A 15,196-nucleotide genomic window follows, 5' to 3' on the forward strand; every position below is an offset into this window, starting at 1 on the left:
GTCTCCTGGTTGACTTAATCACGTCCCCATATTAGCCAAGGGCCAGTGAACCAGGGAGTAACAAGATTGTCGCGAATCCGGCAATGGGTGGCGTTGTCCAGCGGCGGTTTCGGCCCCGGCCAAACGAGTAAACCTTGCCTTCTGTCGCTAACGTATCGAGTGCCCGCTGCACGCTGCGCTGGCCGATATTCAACGCCAGAGCCAAGGCGGAACTCGACCAGGACTCACCATCGGAAAGCAGTGCCAGTATAGGCGCGTACTTTTCCTCCACTGGCTGTGCCAGGACGGCCACCTCGCACGCCTCGTGGGGTACCAGTGCAAAACCCCGTGACGTGGCATCCACGGTTGCCAACGGCTTCAATAACTCACGAAGGCGCCCGATCTCCACCCGCAGGCGTGCACGATGGGAATCATCAGCCTGTTTCATGCGAAATGCCCGTGCAATCAGCTCGTCTCTGGATGCTTCTTTGGGCCAGGCTTCAGCCATGATGCGAAGCAACACGAACAGCACTGGGCGCGTCGCGAGTAACACAACGGCTTCCTTGTGCTTCACGGTATAACGGCACCCGTCGACCACAAACGCCTGGGACGCCATTAACGCTTCTACTTCGTTCAGAAGCAGCAAACGCTCACTACCCATCCTGGTCAGGCGAGCGGCGGGCAAGCCCAGAAGTTCAACTTTACTGGCGACTTCAGCCACAAGAGCCGGAATACCGGCGTGCTGTGAGGCGCGTTCGGCCTGCAGGAGCGCATCGCGTGCCACCTGGGTTTCCAGGCGCCGCATAGCGATCCCGGCAACAATAAGTTCATGGATGGCTCTCAACGCCGGCGGCAACGAGGCTACGTCCATAACCCCCAGTTCGAGCTCAGCTTCATCGAGTCGACCGATCAGCAGCCGGCGCCGGATATCGATATAGCGCGCATGCGTTGCATTCACCCGGTCGCCATGCTGTTCCAGCACCTCGCGCGCTGCGTCAAGCTTGCGGGATGGCCAGCCGAGATCACGGGAAGCAAGCGCAATTTCCGCCTCGGCCACAATGCACTTTGCGCGTGCCAACGGTTTCTGCGAACCAAAAGCACGGGTAGCGTTGCCTATCAACACCCTGGCCCGGTCCAGTTCTCCGAGCTGGGCCATGGCGATGCCACGCAGCGCAAGCGACGGCGCGTCGTCGCGCAAGGCAACGCAGTTCAGCGCGGCCAACGGGTCGCCCATCGCAAGTGCTCGACCAGCGGCTGTGATCAGTGGGTCCATCGCGAGCTCGTCACGGTGTTTTAGCTTTCTAAGGTGCAGGCTGAGGCATCTGGCTCAACCACTCGCGCAGGTTCTCACCCACGTGCGACTGGGGATAGGACCAATTCGATTCCTCCATACCAATCTCTTCTTCCCAGATTCGGATCTGCTGGTTGATGTCCTCGAACATGGCATCAGGGTCGGCCAATGACAGCCCCACACTCTGATAAACCGCCTTGGTGAACCAGGTCATTTCCGAGTCATCACCACAGCCGAAAGAGGTACGGTCTGCCCGCGCGGAGGTCATGATCAGTGTGTCTTCGTCCTTGAGTGGCTCTATCCACTGACCGGAGTAGCATGCCGAAATTACCAGCAATTTTCGGCGCGCGTTCAGTGGTTCCAGCATTTTCGCAAAATCCTGCGGCGAGAGGTTCGGCAACTCGATACCGGGTTGCTGCAACAGCAGTTGTCCGTTTTGCATACCGTGGCTGACCAGGTGAACCACAAGCAGGTCTTCCTCAGGATTCATCTGCGCATCCAATGCCGCCAGAGCTGAGGCAATGGATGGCCGGGTAGCCAGGGGAAACGTTTCATAGTCCCGGTGATTGAGCAGCATGATGGCGCGGTTTTCCACATCGAACTGCGCCTGAAGGCCAGTTTTGGCAACCTGGATATCGCGCATGAACACCGACTCGGTGCCGTCGCCACCAACTGCCAGGAAGTAAGCATCTGCTGCCTCCGCCTGTTCAGGGGCGAGGCTCTCGATCTGGTTGTTCAGGCGCCGACGGTCTTCGACGAGAATAGTCTCGGTGAAAAGCGCTGGTTCTTCCGGGACAGGTGCTTCCGCGACGTACTCTTCCTGGTCGAAGAACTCACCAAACTCCCAGGTTCCTGTGAGGCTACCCAGATCCTCCGATTCGCCGGTAAAGGCGTAGCTGCCTTCCCCGTGGTAATACCAGTCACGGAACTCCCCTTCGTAGGTGCCGTAATCCGTAACGTGTTTTCCCTCCACGGGCTCGCCATCTTCAAACTCAGCGATATAGACACTGCCACCGGCTTCGTAACGCCCCTCACCGTGAAACTCACCGTTCCGGAATTCCCCCTCGTAGCGACTGCCGTCGTCTTCGATTACGCCCTGTCCCGACATCGTCCCTTTCTGGAACTCGCCCTCGTAATGCCAACCCGCCGGGGACTCGAGCTCACCATGGCCGTGCCAGTAGCCCTCCTGGAACTGACCGGTGTAAACCATGCCACTGGCAAATTCCTGAACGCCTTCACCGTGAAAGTAACCGTCCTGAATATCACCGGAATAGGTACTGCCGTCCGGAAGGCGGGCGTCAGGCGGAAGCAGTTGTGGCGCATCGCAGGCGGTGAGCAAAAGGATTGCGACAAGCGGGAAAGCTCGCCGCAGGGGGCTTGATACAACGGGCTTGCTCATCCAGTCTCCTGTGTGTCCGCCGCCTTGGGCGCACTGAGTGCTTTGCTGTAATACCCTGAAGGATCAAAGCAGCAAACGCGCCGCTTTCCCGAGGCCAGCATGTCGCACGCATCGCTAATTCGCTTCGTCCGGGTTTTTGCCTGCTTGGCTGAGACAATCCAATGAATCCAGTCCAGACGCGCGATGGTGGTTGTCTCATTCCAAACCACCCGAGCCTCGGGGGCCGCTTCCAACGCCTCTTGCAGGTCCGAGGGAACTTCTGGTTCAGGTTCCTGGTCCACCGGCCTGATGCCCAAATCAACAACATCACCGACGCTCACACCTGCGGCTTCGAGATGTTCCTTGCTCACCTTTAGCCAATGGCTCAATTGACCATCGGGCTCGAGCGTTACCTGAAAATGATGACCGTTGAGGCTGGCCTCTACCGTTGTTCTTCCCCGCCTGGGAAGCTTTTCGCTTGCCTCCCGGGGCAGAACGATAAAGGCCCAGGGAGCGCCTTCGCCGGGCTTAGCCGGACAAAGTAATTCCGCGTTGAACTGAGAGTTTGTTTCACTTTGCTCCATGCTTTTCCTCCCCTCGACATGCACTAGGCATTACCACTTTCTTTGACTTTATCGCCGACATATTTGGAAAATCTAACCGATGGCTACACCACAGACAATGGTGCAGTTTCCAACGACTGAATCACCCATACAAGCGCTGGAAGTGATTCGCCGCTACCTGCTCGCCGTTGCCAGCCCCAGCCCAAAACCAACAAACGTCGCCCCACCCAGTTTATTGACCAAGTGCCCCCCTTTTTCAGATGAAAGCCAGCCACGGGCTGATCTGGCGAGGCGCGCATACAGCAAGTGGATGGCGACAACCAGGGCGCTGTAAGTCACAACCAAAAGGGCGAACTGGCCGACAAATTCAGTCGAGTAATCAATAAATTGCGGGAATACCGACAAGAAGAAAAAGACGGCTTTCGGGTTTGTCAGTTGCAATGTCAGCCCCTCGAGAAACTGGAGCTTCCTGCTCCGAGCTGCCGTCGTCGCTTCCTCAATTTCGGTGACAGGAGACCGCCACAGTTTTACCCCCAGATAAATCAGGTAGGCGACACCGATAAACTTCATGACGCTAAATGCCGTCGCTGACGTCGCCAGTACAATGCCCAGGCTTGTGGCTGAAATACCCGCAACAATGAAAGTACCAGAGGCAATCCCCAGAATTCCGCCGAAGGCACCGGACACACCGAACCGAATGGCGTTGGTCAGTGTCAACATAACGCCTGGCCCCGGGCTGAGGACAGTCGCTATAGCGATAACTACGAACAGCAGATAACTACCCATCTAGACTCCTACGGATTGCAATCGACGATCCCAGGATCGTTCAAGTGCTTCAAACAGGCTATCCGTTGTCAGCGCAAGCAACCCGATCAGAATCGCTCCTTGCAGCACATACGCGGTATTGCCGTTCACCAGCCCGGCGATCACCGGATCGCCCAGGGTGCGGGCCCCAATGGTTGAGCCGATAGCGGCGGTCGCGATATTGATAGTAACAGAGGTTCGAATACCCGCGAGAATGACCCTTCCGGCTAGGGGCAGTTCTACTCGCACAAGGACCTGCACTGGCGACATACCCATACCCAGTGCGGCCTCCCGCACAGCCGGATTGATACCTTCCAGCCCCGCCAGGGTATTACGCAGAATGGGCAGCAAGCCATAAAGGACCAACGCAAGAAGAATCGGAGCCTCGCCGAAACCAAGCACTGGTACCGCCAACGCAAGTACAGCCACCGGCGGAAAGGTCTGGCCAATGGAGGCCACTTGCCCAACCAAGGGCAGGAAATCGCGGCCAAAAGGACGGGTAACAAAGATGCCGCCAGCCACCGCAACGAACGTACCCACGGCCGCCGATACGACGACCAGCATCAGGTGATTCTGAAGCAGGAATAAAAAACTCTCCCGTTCATAGATCACCTGCTGCTTGCCCGGCTGCACCCAGTTAAACAATGGCTCCAGCACCGGCATGCCGGCACTCAGCACGATCAGCAGTGAAGCCAAAAGAGTGGCAGGTAACCAGACACGCATTACACGCCTTCCTGGATAATGCGTTCACGGGTAATCACACCTGTCTCCTGCCCCTGCGCATTGAACACCGCGACCTGCCGCAGGTCCTGCCAGAGCATCACGGACAGAGCCAGGCGAACACTGTCTTCCTCCCTGAGTACATGCTCCCCGGGTTCCGACTGCCGCGGCTCAGTGTGATTGGCCATCAGGTCTCGCACAGGCCGCAGGCTCATCAGTTTCAGACCGCGGTCCTGCTTGCCAATCAGGTTTTCAACAAAGTCCGATGCTGGATGGCGGAGGATATTCTCCGGCGTGTCATGCTGGATGATGCGCCCCTGATCCATCACGGCAATCCGGGTGGCCAGCTTCAGTGCTTCATCAATATCGTGGGTCACGAAAACAGTGGTTTTACGGACCTGCTTCTGGATCCGCAGCATTTCCAGCTGGAGGTTTTCCCGCGTTATGGCATCCAATGCACCAAAAGGTTCGTCCATCAGCAGAATGTTGGGGTCCGCCGCCAATGCCCGCGCAACACCGACCCGTTGCGCCTGGCCGCCAGACAATTGCTGGGGGTATTTGTTGGCGTGGGCGCTGGGGTCGAGATCCAACAAGGTCATCAACTCGTCGACTCGTGCGTCGATCCGCTCCCTCGGCCAGTTCAATAGCCTGGGCACCATGGCGATGTTGCGCGCCACCGTCCAGTGAGGAAACAACCCCGTACCCTGGATCACATACCCCATGTTCAGCCGCAGCTGTTCCGGATTCATGGTGGTGATGTCCTCACCATCCACCAATATCTCGCCAGCGCTGTGGGGCAAAAGACGGTTGATCATGCGCAGCGTGGTCGATTTACCGCAGCCGGAACTGCCCACCAGCACGCAGACTTCACCGGTTTCGATGGTCAGGTTAACCCCATCCACTGCGATGGTATCGCCGAAACGCCGGGAGACATTTTTCAGTTCAATCATCCGACCAGTTCCTTCCCCTATCAGGCCGTTGCCGGTGTCGGCTTGAGACTGGCCGCCAGCATCGTGAGTAACGCATCGGCAAGCAGCGCCAACGCAATCGTAGGCAAGGCGCCGAGCAACACCAGGTCCATAGCCGCCTGCCCCAGCCCCTGAAAGATAAAACCACCGAAACCACCCGCTCCGATGAGGGCGGCTACCGCCGTCAGGCCGATTGCCTGAATGGTTGTGATGCGTACACCCTCAATCATCACCGGCAGCGCCAACGGCAGCTTGAGCTGATAAAACACCTGGTGTTCATTCATACCCATACCCCGCGCCGCATCGGCCAGGCTTTCGGGAACTTCGGTAAGAGCCACAAAGGTGTTGCGCACCATCGGCAGCAAACTGTAAGCGATCAACGCCAGTAGCGCTGGCGCCCAGCCAATCCCCCGGATGCCAAGATCCTGCAGAAACGGGAGCGCTGACGAGAGCGCACTGAGTGGCGCAATCAGCAAACCAAATACCGCAAGGCTTGGAATGGTTTGCAGAAAACTCACGGCGCCCAGAAGAGGACGCTGCCAGGCGGGGCTTCGGATCATTTTAAGCGCCAGGGCGAACGCCAGGCCCGCACTGATGGCGACCGCACCCAATGCCAGGGCCAGGTGCGTCCAGAGCGCTTGCTGGAACTTGTCGGGGCGAGCGTTGAACTCCCGCACCAGCGACAGACTTTCCAGGCCCTCGCCACGCAGCAGGACAATCCAGCTCCCACCGATAAACACGAGCAGTATCAGTTGAAGCCAACGCCGGGCTTCGAGCCGGCCAAGGGTCTCAATCAACATCAGCGAAAGCAGGAACAGAAGAGACCAGAACCCTGCCCCGACCGACGAGCGGGCGTAGGGCGAACCCTCGGGCAGATGGAGGGCGGCAAACATATCCAGCAACAGCGGCATCGTTGCCAGTGAAAGCCCAATCAGACCGAGCAGGAGCTCATAGCGACGACGTAACGGCAATGTGGACAGCACAATGGTCGCCAACAGAATCCCCGTAACCAGCCCTGCCCCTGTCCATCCCACGGCCGAAAGTAGGCCATGGCCGGTGCCCGGAACAATACGGTTGGGTTGGATAGTACCAAGGTCCAGCAACCAGACCAGTGCCAGGGCCAACACCCCAAGCACCGGAATGACTCGGTTTGGGCGCAAAGTCTCGGTGATCGCCAAATCTTAGTCCTGAGCCAGGGAATCCAGATAGTCCCGGGCAACGGCTTCGGCAGGCACACCATTCACCGCAACCTGGCCATTCAGGCGCTGAAGAGTCTCCAGGTCCAGTGACTCAAAGACCGGCGCAAGAACTTCGCGGATGTTCGGATACGTTTCCAGCACCTCTGCGCGCACGATAGGCGCGGGCTGATAGACCGGTTGAACGCCCAGGGTGTCTTCCATCACCTTCAGGTCGAGTGCGTTCAGACCACCATCAGTGCCGTAGGTCATGGCGCCATTCACATCGTTGTCGGTCAGGGCCGCAGCCCGGAGCGTCGCAGCAGTGTTGCCGCCGGACAGGATCAGCAACTGATCAGACCCCAGTTTGAAACCGTACGCTTCCTGGAACGCCGGCAACGCGCTGGCAGATTCGACAAACTCGGCACTGGCTGCAAACTTGAAGGCGCCGCCGCCATTGATATAGGAAGCCAGATCTTCAAGCGTGTTCAAGCCGTTCTCACGTGCCAGATCGCCCCGCACACTCATGGCCCAGGTATTGTTGGCTTTCGCCGGTGTTAGCCAGACAATGTTATGTGCCTTCTTATCAAGGCTGGCAGCCTGCTCGTAGGCCTTGGCGGCATCTTTCCAGATGTCCCGGTCTGCCTGATCATGGAAGAAAGCGGCATTGCCGGTGTACTCCGGGTACAGATCTATCTCGCCGGCCTTGATAGCATTGCGAACGATGCTGGTCGCGCCGAGCTGCAGGCGGTTCTCAACCGGAATGTTCGCTTCTTCAAGGGTTTGCAGGATCATCTGGCCCAACACTGCGCCTTCCGTATCGATCTTGGACGACACCACCACTGGGTCAGCAGCCATAGCCGGCCCGGCGATCATAGCAAGGGTAAAAGCCGCTGCGCGGTAAAAAGGAAAGATAGCGGGCACGGTTATTCCTCTCATTGGTTGGCCTTTCTTTGATTATCAAGCCGCCACAACACCCTAAGACGGGCTTCCGGCTGCAGTTATCAGTCTATTGCAGGCAACTACGAAGACAAGGTTAATTTGGCTTCTCGCTGTATCATAGCGTCGACTAGCCCTCAAACATCACCGGCTCTGGCTTGCTGATTCGCGGAAGTCTCAATCTTCCATGCAAACTTGCTCCTGAGCCTGTCACTCGGTTTTGAAGTTACTTACCCACCCAATCCTGCCAGTTCCCGCGTAAGAGCTGCCGCCGAAACCTCCTTGCAGCCACCAACATTCTGTCCCGCCCACAGAGGCGAAAAGTCACCGCTCCCCTCAGCTTCGGCTTTCGCACGTAATGGTGCAATGGCGGATGATGCCAGGGGGAAAGCAGGAGCTTTGGAACTCATCGGCCCCAATTCACGCATTATTCGGTTCACAATACCCCGGGCGGCGCCACCGCTAAACAGATTTGTCAGCGCAGTTACACGGCTGGTCTCTGATTTCAGGGCGGCGCGATGCACTGCTCTGGTTTGAGCTTCGGGGCACAACAAATACGCGGTGCCAATCTGCGCTCCGGCCGCCCCAAGCGCCATTGCAGCCTGTACGCCTTTGAAGTCCGCAATGCCGCCAGCGGCGATAACGGAGATTTTCACCGCGTCTACCATTTGTGGAATCAGGGCGAAGGTGCCGACCTGAGTACTGATGTCCCGCGACAGAAAAAACCCGCGATGGCCGCCCGCTTCAAGCCCTTGCGCGATAATGGCATCGACGCCCTGCGCCTCCAGCCAAAGCGCTTCGTCCACGGTTGTGGCGGTCGACAGTATCTTCCCGCCCCACCCTCTTATACGAGCCATCAACTCGGGTGCCGGCAAGCCAAAGTGGAAACTCACCACCGGCGGTTTGAAGTCCGCCAAGACATCCGCTGCCTCAGAGCTGAAAGGGGCCCTTCCCGCTTGCGCGGATACATCATTGGAATCGATACCCAACTCGTCGAAATATGGCGACAGCGCTTCGCGCCAATGATGCTCTGCATTGGCATCTGGCTCTGGGGGCGTGTGACAGAAGAAGTTGACGTTGTAGGGCTTGCTGGTCTGGCTTGTCAGTGCTTCCAACTCTTTTCGCAGTGCTTCAGAGCTAAGCATGGCACAGGGCAACGAGCCCAGCCCTCCAGCATTGGACACCGCTACAGCCAGTTCATGCCCCTGCACACCGGCCATTGGCGCCTGAATGACGGGCAGATCAATTCCCAGCACATTCTGGATGGTCATTTTTTACCTCTAGATTCTTAATTGGTGGAGAGTCGCTCCCAAAGCTCATGGGCAACCACCCCCAGAGCGCCTTCCCGACGACGCACCAGGTGAAGCTGTGAACGGCGGATCGGGTAACCTTTCAGATCAAGCGTTACCAGTTCGCCGGCCTCCAATTCACGGGCAATCAAATGCTCCGGCAGACCGCCCCATCCCATCCTGGCCATCACGATCTCTTTTTTAGCGGCAAAATCCGACACCGTCCACCTTAGGCTCTCCGGAACCACATCCCGGCTCTGGTCATATTGCCCCTGCCCGGTACCCGCCACCACAACCTGGACGTACGGGCGCATTTCAGCATTGCTCAGCCGCTTGCGACTGCTTGCCGGACCATAGCCGGGATGGGCTACCGGGATGATATTCACGGCGGTGTAGGGCGAAGCATGAACTGCCTCTGTGGAAAGACCATCCATTGTGGCGATGATAAAATCAACCTCGCCCGCCATGAGTCGTTCTGCACTGCCACCCATGGCATCCGACATCAGCCGGATATCCGTGGCTGGGTATGCCTCCTTGAGCTCACCAATCACTGACAGGAGATTACCCAACGGACAAGTGGCGGATACCGACAGCCGCACCTCAGCTTCCTGGCTGGCCGACAACTTGCCGGCCAACTCCTTCAGAGCCTGTACCTGGTCCAGCACACCCCGTGCCTGGCGGTAATAGGCCTTACCGGCTGGGGTAAGCACCGGGCGGTAACTCTCCCGGGACAGCAGGGTTAGCCCGGTTTCCTCTTCCAGGCTTTTGATAGCCTGGCTCAAAGCGGGCTGGGATTTGTAGAGCACCTCAGACGCTTTGCGAAAGCTGCCTTGCGTCACGATGGCATCCAGCACACGCAATTGCTCCAGCTTCATCGACGCCTCTCGTTTCTTCACCCAAAGATGATTCTATTAGATTATCATTATTATAATAACTCAATATTATTTTATTCTTATTGCAGACAGTAATCTCCTCTGTGTCCAAGCCCAGTGCTTATCACACAAAGGAGATCTACCCATGAAACTGTATTTCAAGCCCGGCGCCTGCTCACTGGCGACACACATTGTACTTAGAGAACTGGGTATTGATTTCACCCTTGAGCCCGTTGATACCCAAACCCAGCGCACCGAGTCCGGTATCGACTATAAAACCGTCAACCCCAAAGGTTATGTGCCGGCGCTGGATACCGGCAGAGCGGTACTGACCGAAGGCGCTGCGATCCTTCAATACCTGGCGGAATCAACTACATTGATACCCGACGTAGGCACCCTTGAGCGAGCCCGTTTGCAGGAGCACCTGAACTACATTGCATCAGAGCTGCACAAGGCCTTTGGCCCCTTCTTCAAAGCCAGCGCAACGGACGAACAGCGTGCCCAGGCACTGGAGACCATCCCCCGCCATTTCGACTACCTGGAGTCTCTGCTCGACGATGGTCGAGCCTATCTGGTGGGCGACACCTTCACCGTTGCTGACGCCTACCTTTTTGTAGTGTGCAGTTGGGCCGCCGTGCCCGGGATCGATCTCAAGGATTGGCCGTTCCTGAACACCCTCTGGAATCGCATGGCGGCCCGGCCGAGCGTTAAAGCCGCAATGTTGTCGGAAGGACTGGTCGCACAATGAACTCACCCAAGCCTTACGAAGCCATCCCGGTCCTGCTCGAAACCTATTTTGAAGGACTGCACAAGGCCGACAGCGCCATGCTCTCTGGCGTGTTCCATCCGCACGCCCAGTATGTGAGTGCGACACCAGAGGATTACCGGGTACTGTCGTTCGACGAATACCGGAAGGTGCTGGATCAACGGGTGCCGCCAGCAAGCAACGGAGAAACCCGCAACGAGCGCATCATTTCGATCGAAACGGGAGGCCCGACTCTCGCGTTCGCGCGAGTGGAAATGACCATGATGGGCCGCGACTACACCGATTTCCTGACCCTGATCTACGATCAAGGCCGCTGGGCCATCATGGCCAAAATCTTTCACTATGAAATCACAAGCCAGGGAGACTGACCATGCCGTACGTCAATATCAAAATTACCCGCGAAGGCGGCCCGGAGGGCAAGGGACCTTCTGCGCAACAGAAAGCGGAACTGATCGCGGGCGTTACCGACTTGCTCGTTCGAATTCTGGACAAGAAACCGGCCTCAACCATGGTCGTGATTGATGAAGTGGCGCTTGAGGACTGGGGAATCGGGGGATTGCCGGTGCCAGAATATCGGGCGCAAGTGACTAAGCACAAGACAACGGCAAGGGAATGAATCACTCCTTGCGATCATTCAGCAGTTGAGTCATGACACTCTGGTTCACCTGTATAAGACCGCGTTTTGGTCGATCCAGATCAATTATTATAAAGACGATCAAGGTAATCAGTATGGAAACCAACACTATCGGCGCGAACATACGTTTTCCACTCAACCCTGCGGAATACCCCATTATCCCACCTGAGGAGACGAACACTATAAACAGTAAAACCAGTACAACTTCTGGAACTTGCATTTGAAGCAATGCATTTCTTTTACCTTGGCTATCAATAACGTCATTGAGTGATTTTACAAATGCGCCAGTTGTTACCGGGCGGGGGTCCACCTCGGTAGCTGATATTGCCAATGCCCATAACCGATTCTGCAAGTCGGCGATTTTATCATTGTAGGAAGTACGCTCTTCCGTTTTGGTAAGGTCCAACTGGCCAATTTCTACACGCAAACCAACATATTGCCGGAATAGATTGCCAGCTTCGTCTCTGTATTCCTCTGGCAGCAATTGAACCCTCAGTATTGCGGTTCCTATGGCATTCGCTTCATCTATTAAGGCCATACTTCGATTATCATATCGTTGCATGGACATGCTGAATGTAAACCCGAGCAACAATGCCAATAAACCCAGTACGCTGGCCTGAATGGAACTCGTAAGCGCTTTAACTTCATCGTCCGTATGGGACTGTACGAAGCGCCCTACTCTAAATCCCACTTCATTAAGCGCAACTATCGCCATGAAGAGAATTACAACGATAACGACACTGCTGAATCCGTAAAGCAGATCAAGTTGGTTCATAGGTAATCCTTGGGGAGGCCGCGAAGCGTAGCGGTGCTCTATTTACCATGGACCCACGACATAACCAAGCTTTTCCGGTAACCACAACGCAATCCCCGGCACCAACATCACCAGCACCAGGCTGACAGCCATCGCAGCCACAAACACCATGGCCCAACCGATGGTGTGTTCCAGGCGGATGTTGGCGATGCGGGTGGTGACCATCAGGTTCACGGCGACCGGTGGTGTGAACTGGCCAATGGCGATGTTCATGGCCAGCAATATGCCAAACCAGATCGGGTTCCAGCCAAAGTGATTCATCAGCGGCAGAACAATCGGAATCAGGATCAGGTAGATCGAGATGGCATCCAGCAGCATCCCGGCAATCAGCACCAGGACCATCACCAGACCCAACAGCACCCAGCCGTTTTCCGAGAGCGACAACAAGGCATCCGCAAGGTGCTGGAAAGTACCCAGCGTCGTCCCCGCCCAGGCGAAGATGCCCGCCAGCGCAATGATAAACATCACCACGCCGGAGGTAACGGCGGCGTCTGTCATCAGGCCCCAGAGGTTCCGCAGGCTGAGATTGCGATACAACACGCAACCGACCAGCACGCCGTATGCCACCGCCACCACGGCCGCCTCAGTGGGCGTAAACAGGCCTGAGCGCAGGCCCCCAAGGATGATCACCGGTGCAAACAGCGCGGGCAAGGCCGCCTTGAGGCTGGGCCAGAAAGGCGGGCGTTCGACCGCTTCGGGGTCTTCCCAACGGTACTTCTTCGCAAAATACAACGCTGGCGCCAGCAAGGACGCGCCCGCCAGAATGCCCGGAAAAATACCAGCGGCGAACAGCGCCCGCAGATCAACACCAGGCACCACGATGGAATAAAGAATCAATGCAATGGACGGCGGAATCAGGATTGCTGTGGACGACGAAGCCGCAATCAATGACGCCGAAAACGGCTTCGGATAACCGGCCTTCTGCATGCTTGGCAGCATCACCATGGCAACAGCGGCCGCATCAGCTGGACCAGAACCGCTCATGCCACCCATGATCAGGCACACCAGCACCGCGACAACGGTCAGCCCACCATGGCGGGGGCCGATGATCGACTGGGCAAACCGCACCAGCGCGGCGGCAACGCCCGCACGCTCGAAGATCAGGCCGGTCAGGATAAACAGGGGAATCGCAATCAGCGGGTATTTGGCCACGCTGTTATACGTGTTGGTACCAAACGTGCCCAGCATCGCGGGCGGCAGTCCCGCGACGATACCCACCAGCCCGCCCAGGCCCAGGGCAATTGCGACCGGCATGCCCAACAGCAACGCCAGCAGGAAACTGCCAATCATCAGCAGATCAGGACTCATGGATCACCTCTGGGGCTTCCCGGCCGCGAAGGCGATCAACAAGGTTCTGGGTCAGGCGGATAATGATGGCTGCAGATAGTAGCGGCAGCCAGATCACGTAAATCCAGTTAGGTAATCCCAGGCCTGGTGACAATGACTCCCACTGGTATTCCTGCATGGCGAAGGTACTGCCATACCACGTCATGATCCCCAGGACTGTCACCCCGCCCAGCCATTGCAGGACAAACACCACCTTTCGTGCCCAGGGCGGCAGATAGTGCTCGATCAACTCAATGCGAATGTGCTGGTTGTGTCGCGCAGCCACCGCAGCGCCTGCGAAGGTAAGCACCACCAAAAGGAACACCGAGAATTCCTCGGTAAAGGCAAAGGAGGCATCTGTCGCGTAGCGCACGATCACATTGCCGAGGCTGATCAAGCAGATCGCAACCAGGGCAATGGTGGCCAGCCAGGCATCGAGCCGGAATTTGGGAGGACGGGACGGCATGGTAACTCCGGTTCGGAAAGAGCGCCCACCGGCAACGGTGGGCGCCTGAACAGATCGCGCTTACTGGTTACGGTTGGCGACCGCTTCCTGCGCTTGCTTGACCAGATCCTCGCCAATGCGCGGAGTCCAAGTTTCATAAACCGACTGGGTGGCCTTCATGAAGGCATCACGCTGCTCATCAGTCAGTTCGGTGACCTCTACGCCACGTTCCTTGATGGCGGCCAGGGTCGCGTCGATTTCGCTACGGGATTTCTCGATTTCCCACTGGCCGGCATCAATCGCCGCCTGCTTCAGCAGCGCCTGATCTTCCTCGCTGAATTGGTCCCAGATGCTGTTGCTGACTGCAAACACCAGCGGGTCCGCCATGTAGTGCCAGCGGGTCAGGTACTTCTGGCCAACCTGATCGATACGCGCCACGTCAAAGACCGATAGCGGGTTCTCCTGGCCGTCGACGGCACCGGTGGTCAGCGCCGGCTTGGCATCGGCCCAGCTCATCTGGGTGGGGTTAGCGCCCAGGGCCGTAAAGGTATCCTGGAACAGCGGCGAACCGACTACGCGTATTTTCAGGCCATCCAGGTCGGCCGGCTCATCGATGGTCAGCTTGGAGTTGGAGAGCTCGCGGAAGCCATTCTCGCCCCAGGCCAGCGGTGTAACACCACGCTTCTTGATCGCGGCAAAGACAGCTTCGCCAGCCTCGCCTTGGGTGATCGCATCGATGGCGGCATAATCCGGCATCAGGAAAGGCAGGGAAAACAGGTTCAGCTCAGGCACCTGAGGCGACCAGTTGATGGTGGACCCCACCGACATATCGATCAGCCCGGAGCGCATCGCCGAGAACTCTTTGGTCTGGTCACCGGAAACCAGTTGGGAGTTGCTGTAGATTTTCATGTTGATACGCCCATCGGAGCGCTCTTTCACCAGCTCCACCCATTTGTCGGCAGCCTGGCCCCAGGGAAACGCAGACGGCAGTACGGTGGAAACGGTGTATTCATCCTTGTAATCGGCTTGAGCAACGGCACTGAACAGCAGGGTAGCCGCCGCGGCAGCAAGAAGAGAGCGACGTTTCAACATGTGGTTTTCCTTTTTATTGGGATTGTGAAGATCGCTGTGCCGCTATCAGGCAGCGGACCAACGATTGATTATAGAAATCGGGCTATCTGGGAGCAATAGACGATGGTGGGAGTACCCCCTCCCCCAATGAATGAGTAATGC

The 15,196-nt window shown here is 57.2% G+C and carries 17 protein-coding genes; 3 read left to right on the forward strand and 14 right to left on the reverse strand.

What is annotated here, in order from left to right; all coding sequences use genetic code 11:
- Positions 1-31: 31 nt before the first annotated feature.
- The 10 genes from B3M52_RS12105 to B3M52_RS12150 all read right to left on the reverse strand — a co-directional run bounded on the left by B3M52_RS12105 (position 32) and on the right by B3M52_RS12150 (position 9,981).
- On the reverse strand, positions 32-1,252 hold the full coding sequence (locus tag B3M52_RS12105) for a helix-turn-helix domain-containing protein (protein WP_075195908.1): 1,221 nt from the start codon (positions 1,250-1,252) through the stop codon (positions 32-34).
- 28 nt (positions 1,253-1,280) lie between these two features.
- Complete coding sequence (locus B3M52_RS12110) at positions 1,281-2,669, reverse strand: C13 family peptidase (RefSeq protein WP_075195909.1); 1,389 nt, start codon at positions 2,667-2,669, stop codon at positions 1,281-1,283.
- On the reverse strand, positions 2,666-3,232 hold the full coding sequence (locus B3M52_RS12115) for a YdeI/OmpD-associated family protein (RefSeq protein WP_041335325.1): 567 nt from the start codon (positions 3,230-3,232) through the stop codon (positions 2,666-2,668). The genes B3M52_RS12110 and B3M52_RS12115 overlap by 4 nt, the downstream gene beginning before the upstream one ends.
- A gap of 153 nt (positions 3,233-3,385) precedes the next feature.
- On the reverse strand, positions 3,386-3,997 hold the full coding sequence (locus B3M52_RS12120; protein WP_075195910.1) for a LysE family translocator: 612 nt from the start codon (positions 3,995-3,997) through the stop codon (positions 3,386-3,388).
- Positions 3,998-4,738, reverse strand: coding sequence for an ABC transporter permease (locus B3M52_RS12125; RefSeq protein WP_075195911.1), 741 nt, complete (start codon positions 4,736-4,738; stop codon positions 3,998-4,000).
- Positions 4,738-5,685 carry an ABC transporter ATP-binding protein gene (locus tag B3M52_RS12130; protein ID WP_075195912.1) on the reverse strand — a complete coding sequence of 316 codons (948 nt, stop codon included), beginning with the start codon at positions 5,683-5,685 and terminating at the stop codon, positions 4,738-4,740. Before B3M52_RS12130 ends, B3M52_RS12125 begins: the two co-directional genes overlap by 1 nt.
- 20 nt (positions 5,686-5,705) lie before the next feature.
- Positions 5,706-6,881, reverse strand: coding sequence for an ABC transporter permease (locus B3M52_RS12135; RefSeq protein ID WP_075195913.1), 1,176 nt, complete (start codon positions 6,879-6,881; stop codon positions 5,706-5,708).
- Positions 6,882-6,884: 3 nt separating this feature from the next.
- On the reverse strand, positions 6,885-7,754 hold the full coding sequence (osmF, locus tag B3M52_RS12140) for a glycine betaine ABC transporter substrate-binding protein OsmF (protein WP_075196019.1): 870 nt from the start codon (positions 7,752-7,754) through the stop codon (positions 6,885-6,887).
- 293 nt (positions 7,755-8,047) lie between these two features.
- Positions 8,048-9,088: an NAD(P)H-dependent flavin oxidoreductase gene (locus tag B3M52_RS12145; RefSeq protein WP_075195914.1), complete on the reverse strand. Its 1,041-nt coding sequence runs from the start codon at positions 9,086-9,088 to the stop codon at positions 8,048-8,050.
- A 17-nt stretch (positions 9,089-9,105) separates the two neighbouring features.
- Complete coding sequence (locus B3M52_RS12150) at positions 9,106-9,981, reverse strand: LysR family transcriptional regulator (protein WP_075195915.1); 876 nt, start codon at positions 9,979-9,981, stop codon at positions 9,106-9,108.
- Positions 9,982-10,123: 142 nt separating this feature from the next.
- Here B3M52_RS12150 and gstA point away from each other — a divergent pair, with 142 nt between their 5' ends.
- Genes gstA through B3M52_RS12165 form a run of 3 tightly spaced genes read left to right on the forward strand, consistent with a single transcriptional unit; the run spans position 10,124 to position 11,360 of the window.
- Positions 10,124-10,726 (forward strand): glutathione transferase GstA, encoded by a 603-nt coding sequence (gstA, locus tag B3M52_RS12155; protein WP_075195916.1) that lies wholly within the window; start codon positions 10,124-10,126, stop codon positions 10,724-10,726.
- Complete coding sequence (locus B3M52_RS12160; RefSeq protein ID WP_075195917.1) at positions 10,723-11,112, forward strand: nuclear transport factor 2 family protein; 390 nt, start codon at positions 10,723-10,725, stop codon at positions 11,110-11,112. The genes gstA and B3M52_RS12160 overlap by 4 nt, the downstream gene beginning before the upstream one ends.
- Before the next feature lie 2 nt (positions 11,113-11,114).
- Complete coding sequence (locus tag B3M52_RS12165; protein WP_075195918.1) at positions 11,115-11,360, forward strand: tautomerase family protein; 246 nt, start codon at positions 11,115-11,117, stop codon at positions 11,358-11,360.
- A 1-nt stretch (position 11,361) separates the two neighbouring features.
- On the opposite strand, the gene B3M52_RS12170 is transcribed toward B3M52_RS12165, so the two are convergent.
- From B3M52_RS12170 to B3M52_RS12185, 4 genes are read right to left on the reverse strand one after another with little or no spacing between them, the layout of a single operon-like run.
- Positions 11,362-12,153, reverse strand: coding sequence for a DUF4239 domain-containing protein (locus tag B3M52_RS12170; RefSeq protein ID WP_041335313.1), 792 nt, complete (start codon positions 12,151-12,153; stop codon positions 11,362-11,364).
- Positions 12,154-12,195: 42 nt separating this feature from the next.
- Positions 12,196-13,500 (reverse strand): TRAP transporter large permease, encoded by a 1,305-nt coding sequence (locus B3M52_RS12175; protein ID WP_075195919.1) that lies wholly within the window; start codon positions 13,498-13,500, stop codon positions 12,196-12,198.
- Positions 13,490-13,984, reverse strand: coding sequence for a TRAP transporter small permease (locus tag B3M52_RS12180; protein ID WP_075195920.1), 495 nt, complete (start codon positions 13,982-13,984; stop codon positions 13,490-13,492). The genes B3M52_RS12175 and B3M52_RS12180 overlap by 11 nt, the downstream gene beginning before the upstream one ends.
- Before the next feature lie 60 nt (positions 13,985-14,044).
- Entirely contained in the window at positions 14,045-15,055 is a 1,011-nt protein-coding gene (locus B3M52_RS12185; protein ID WP_075195921.1) for a DctP family TRAP transporter solute-binding subunit, read from the reverse strand.
- Between the last annotated feature and the right edge of the window lie 141 nt (positions 15,056-15,196).

The organism is Marinobacter sp. UBA2688, from assembly GCF_002352785.1.
GTDB lineage: Bacteria > Pseudomonadota > Gammaproteobacteria > Pseudomonadales > Oleiphilaceae > Marinobacter > Marinobacter salarius.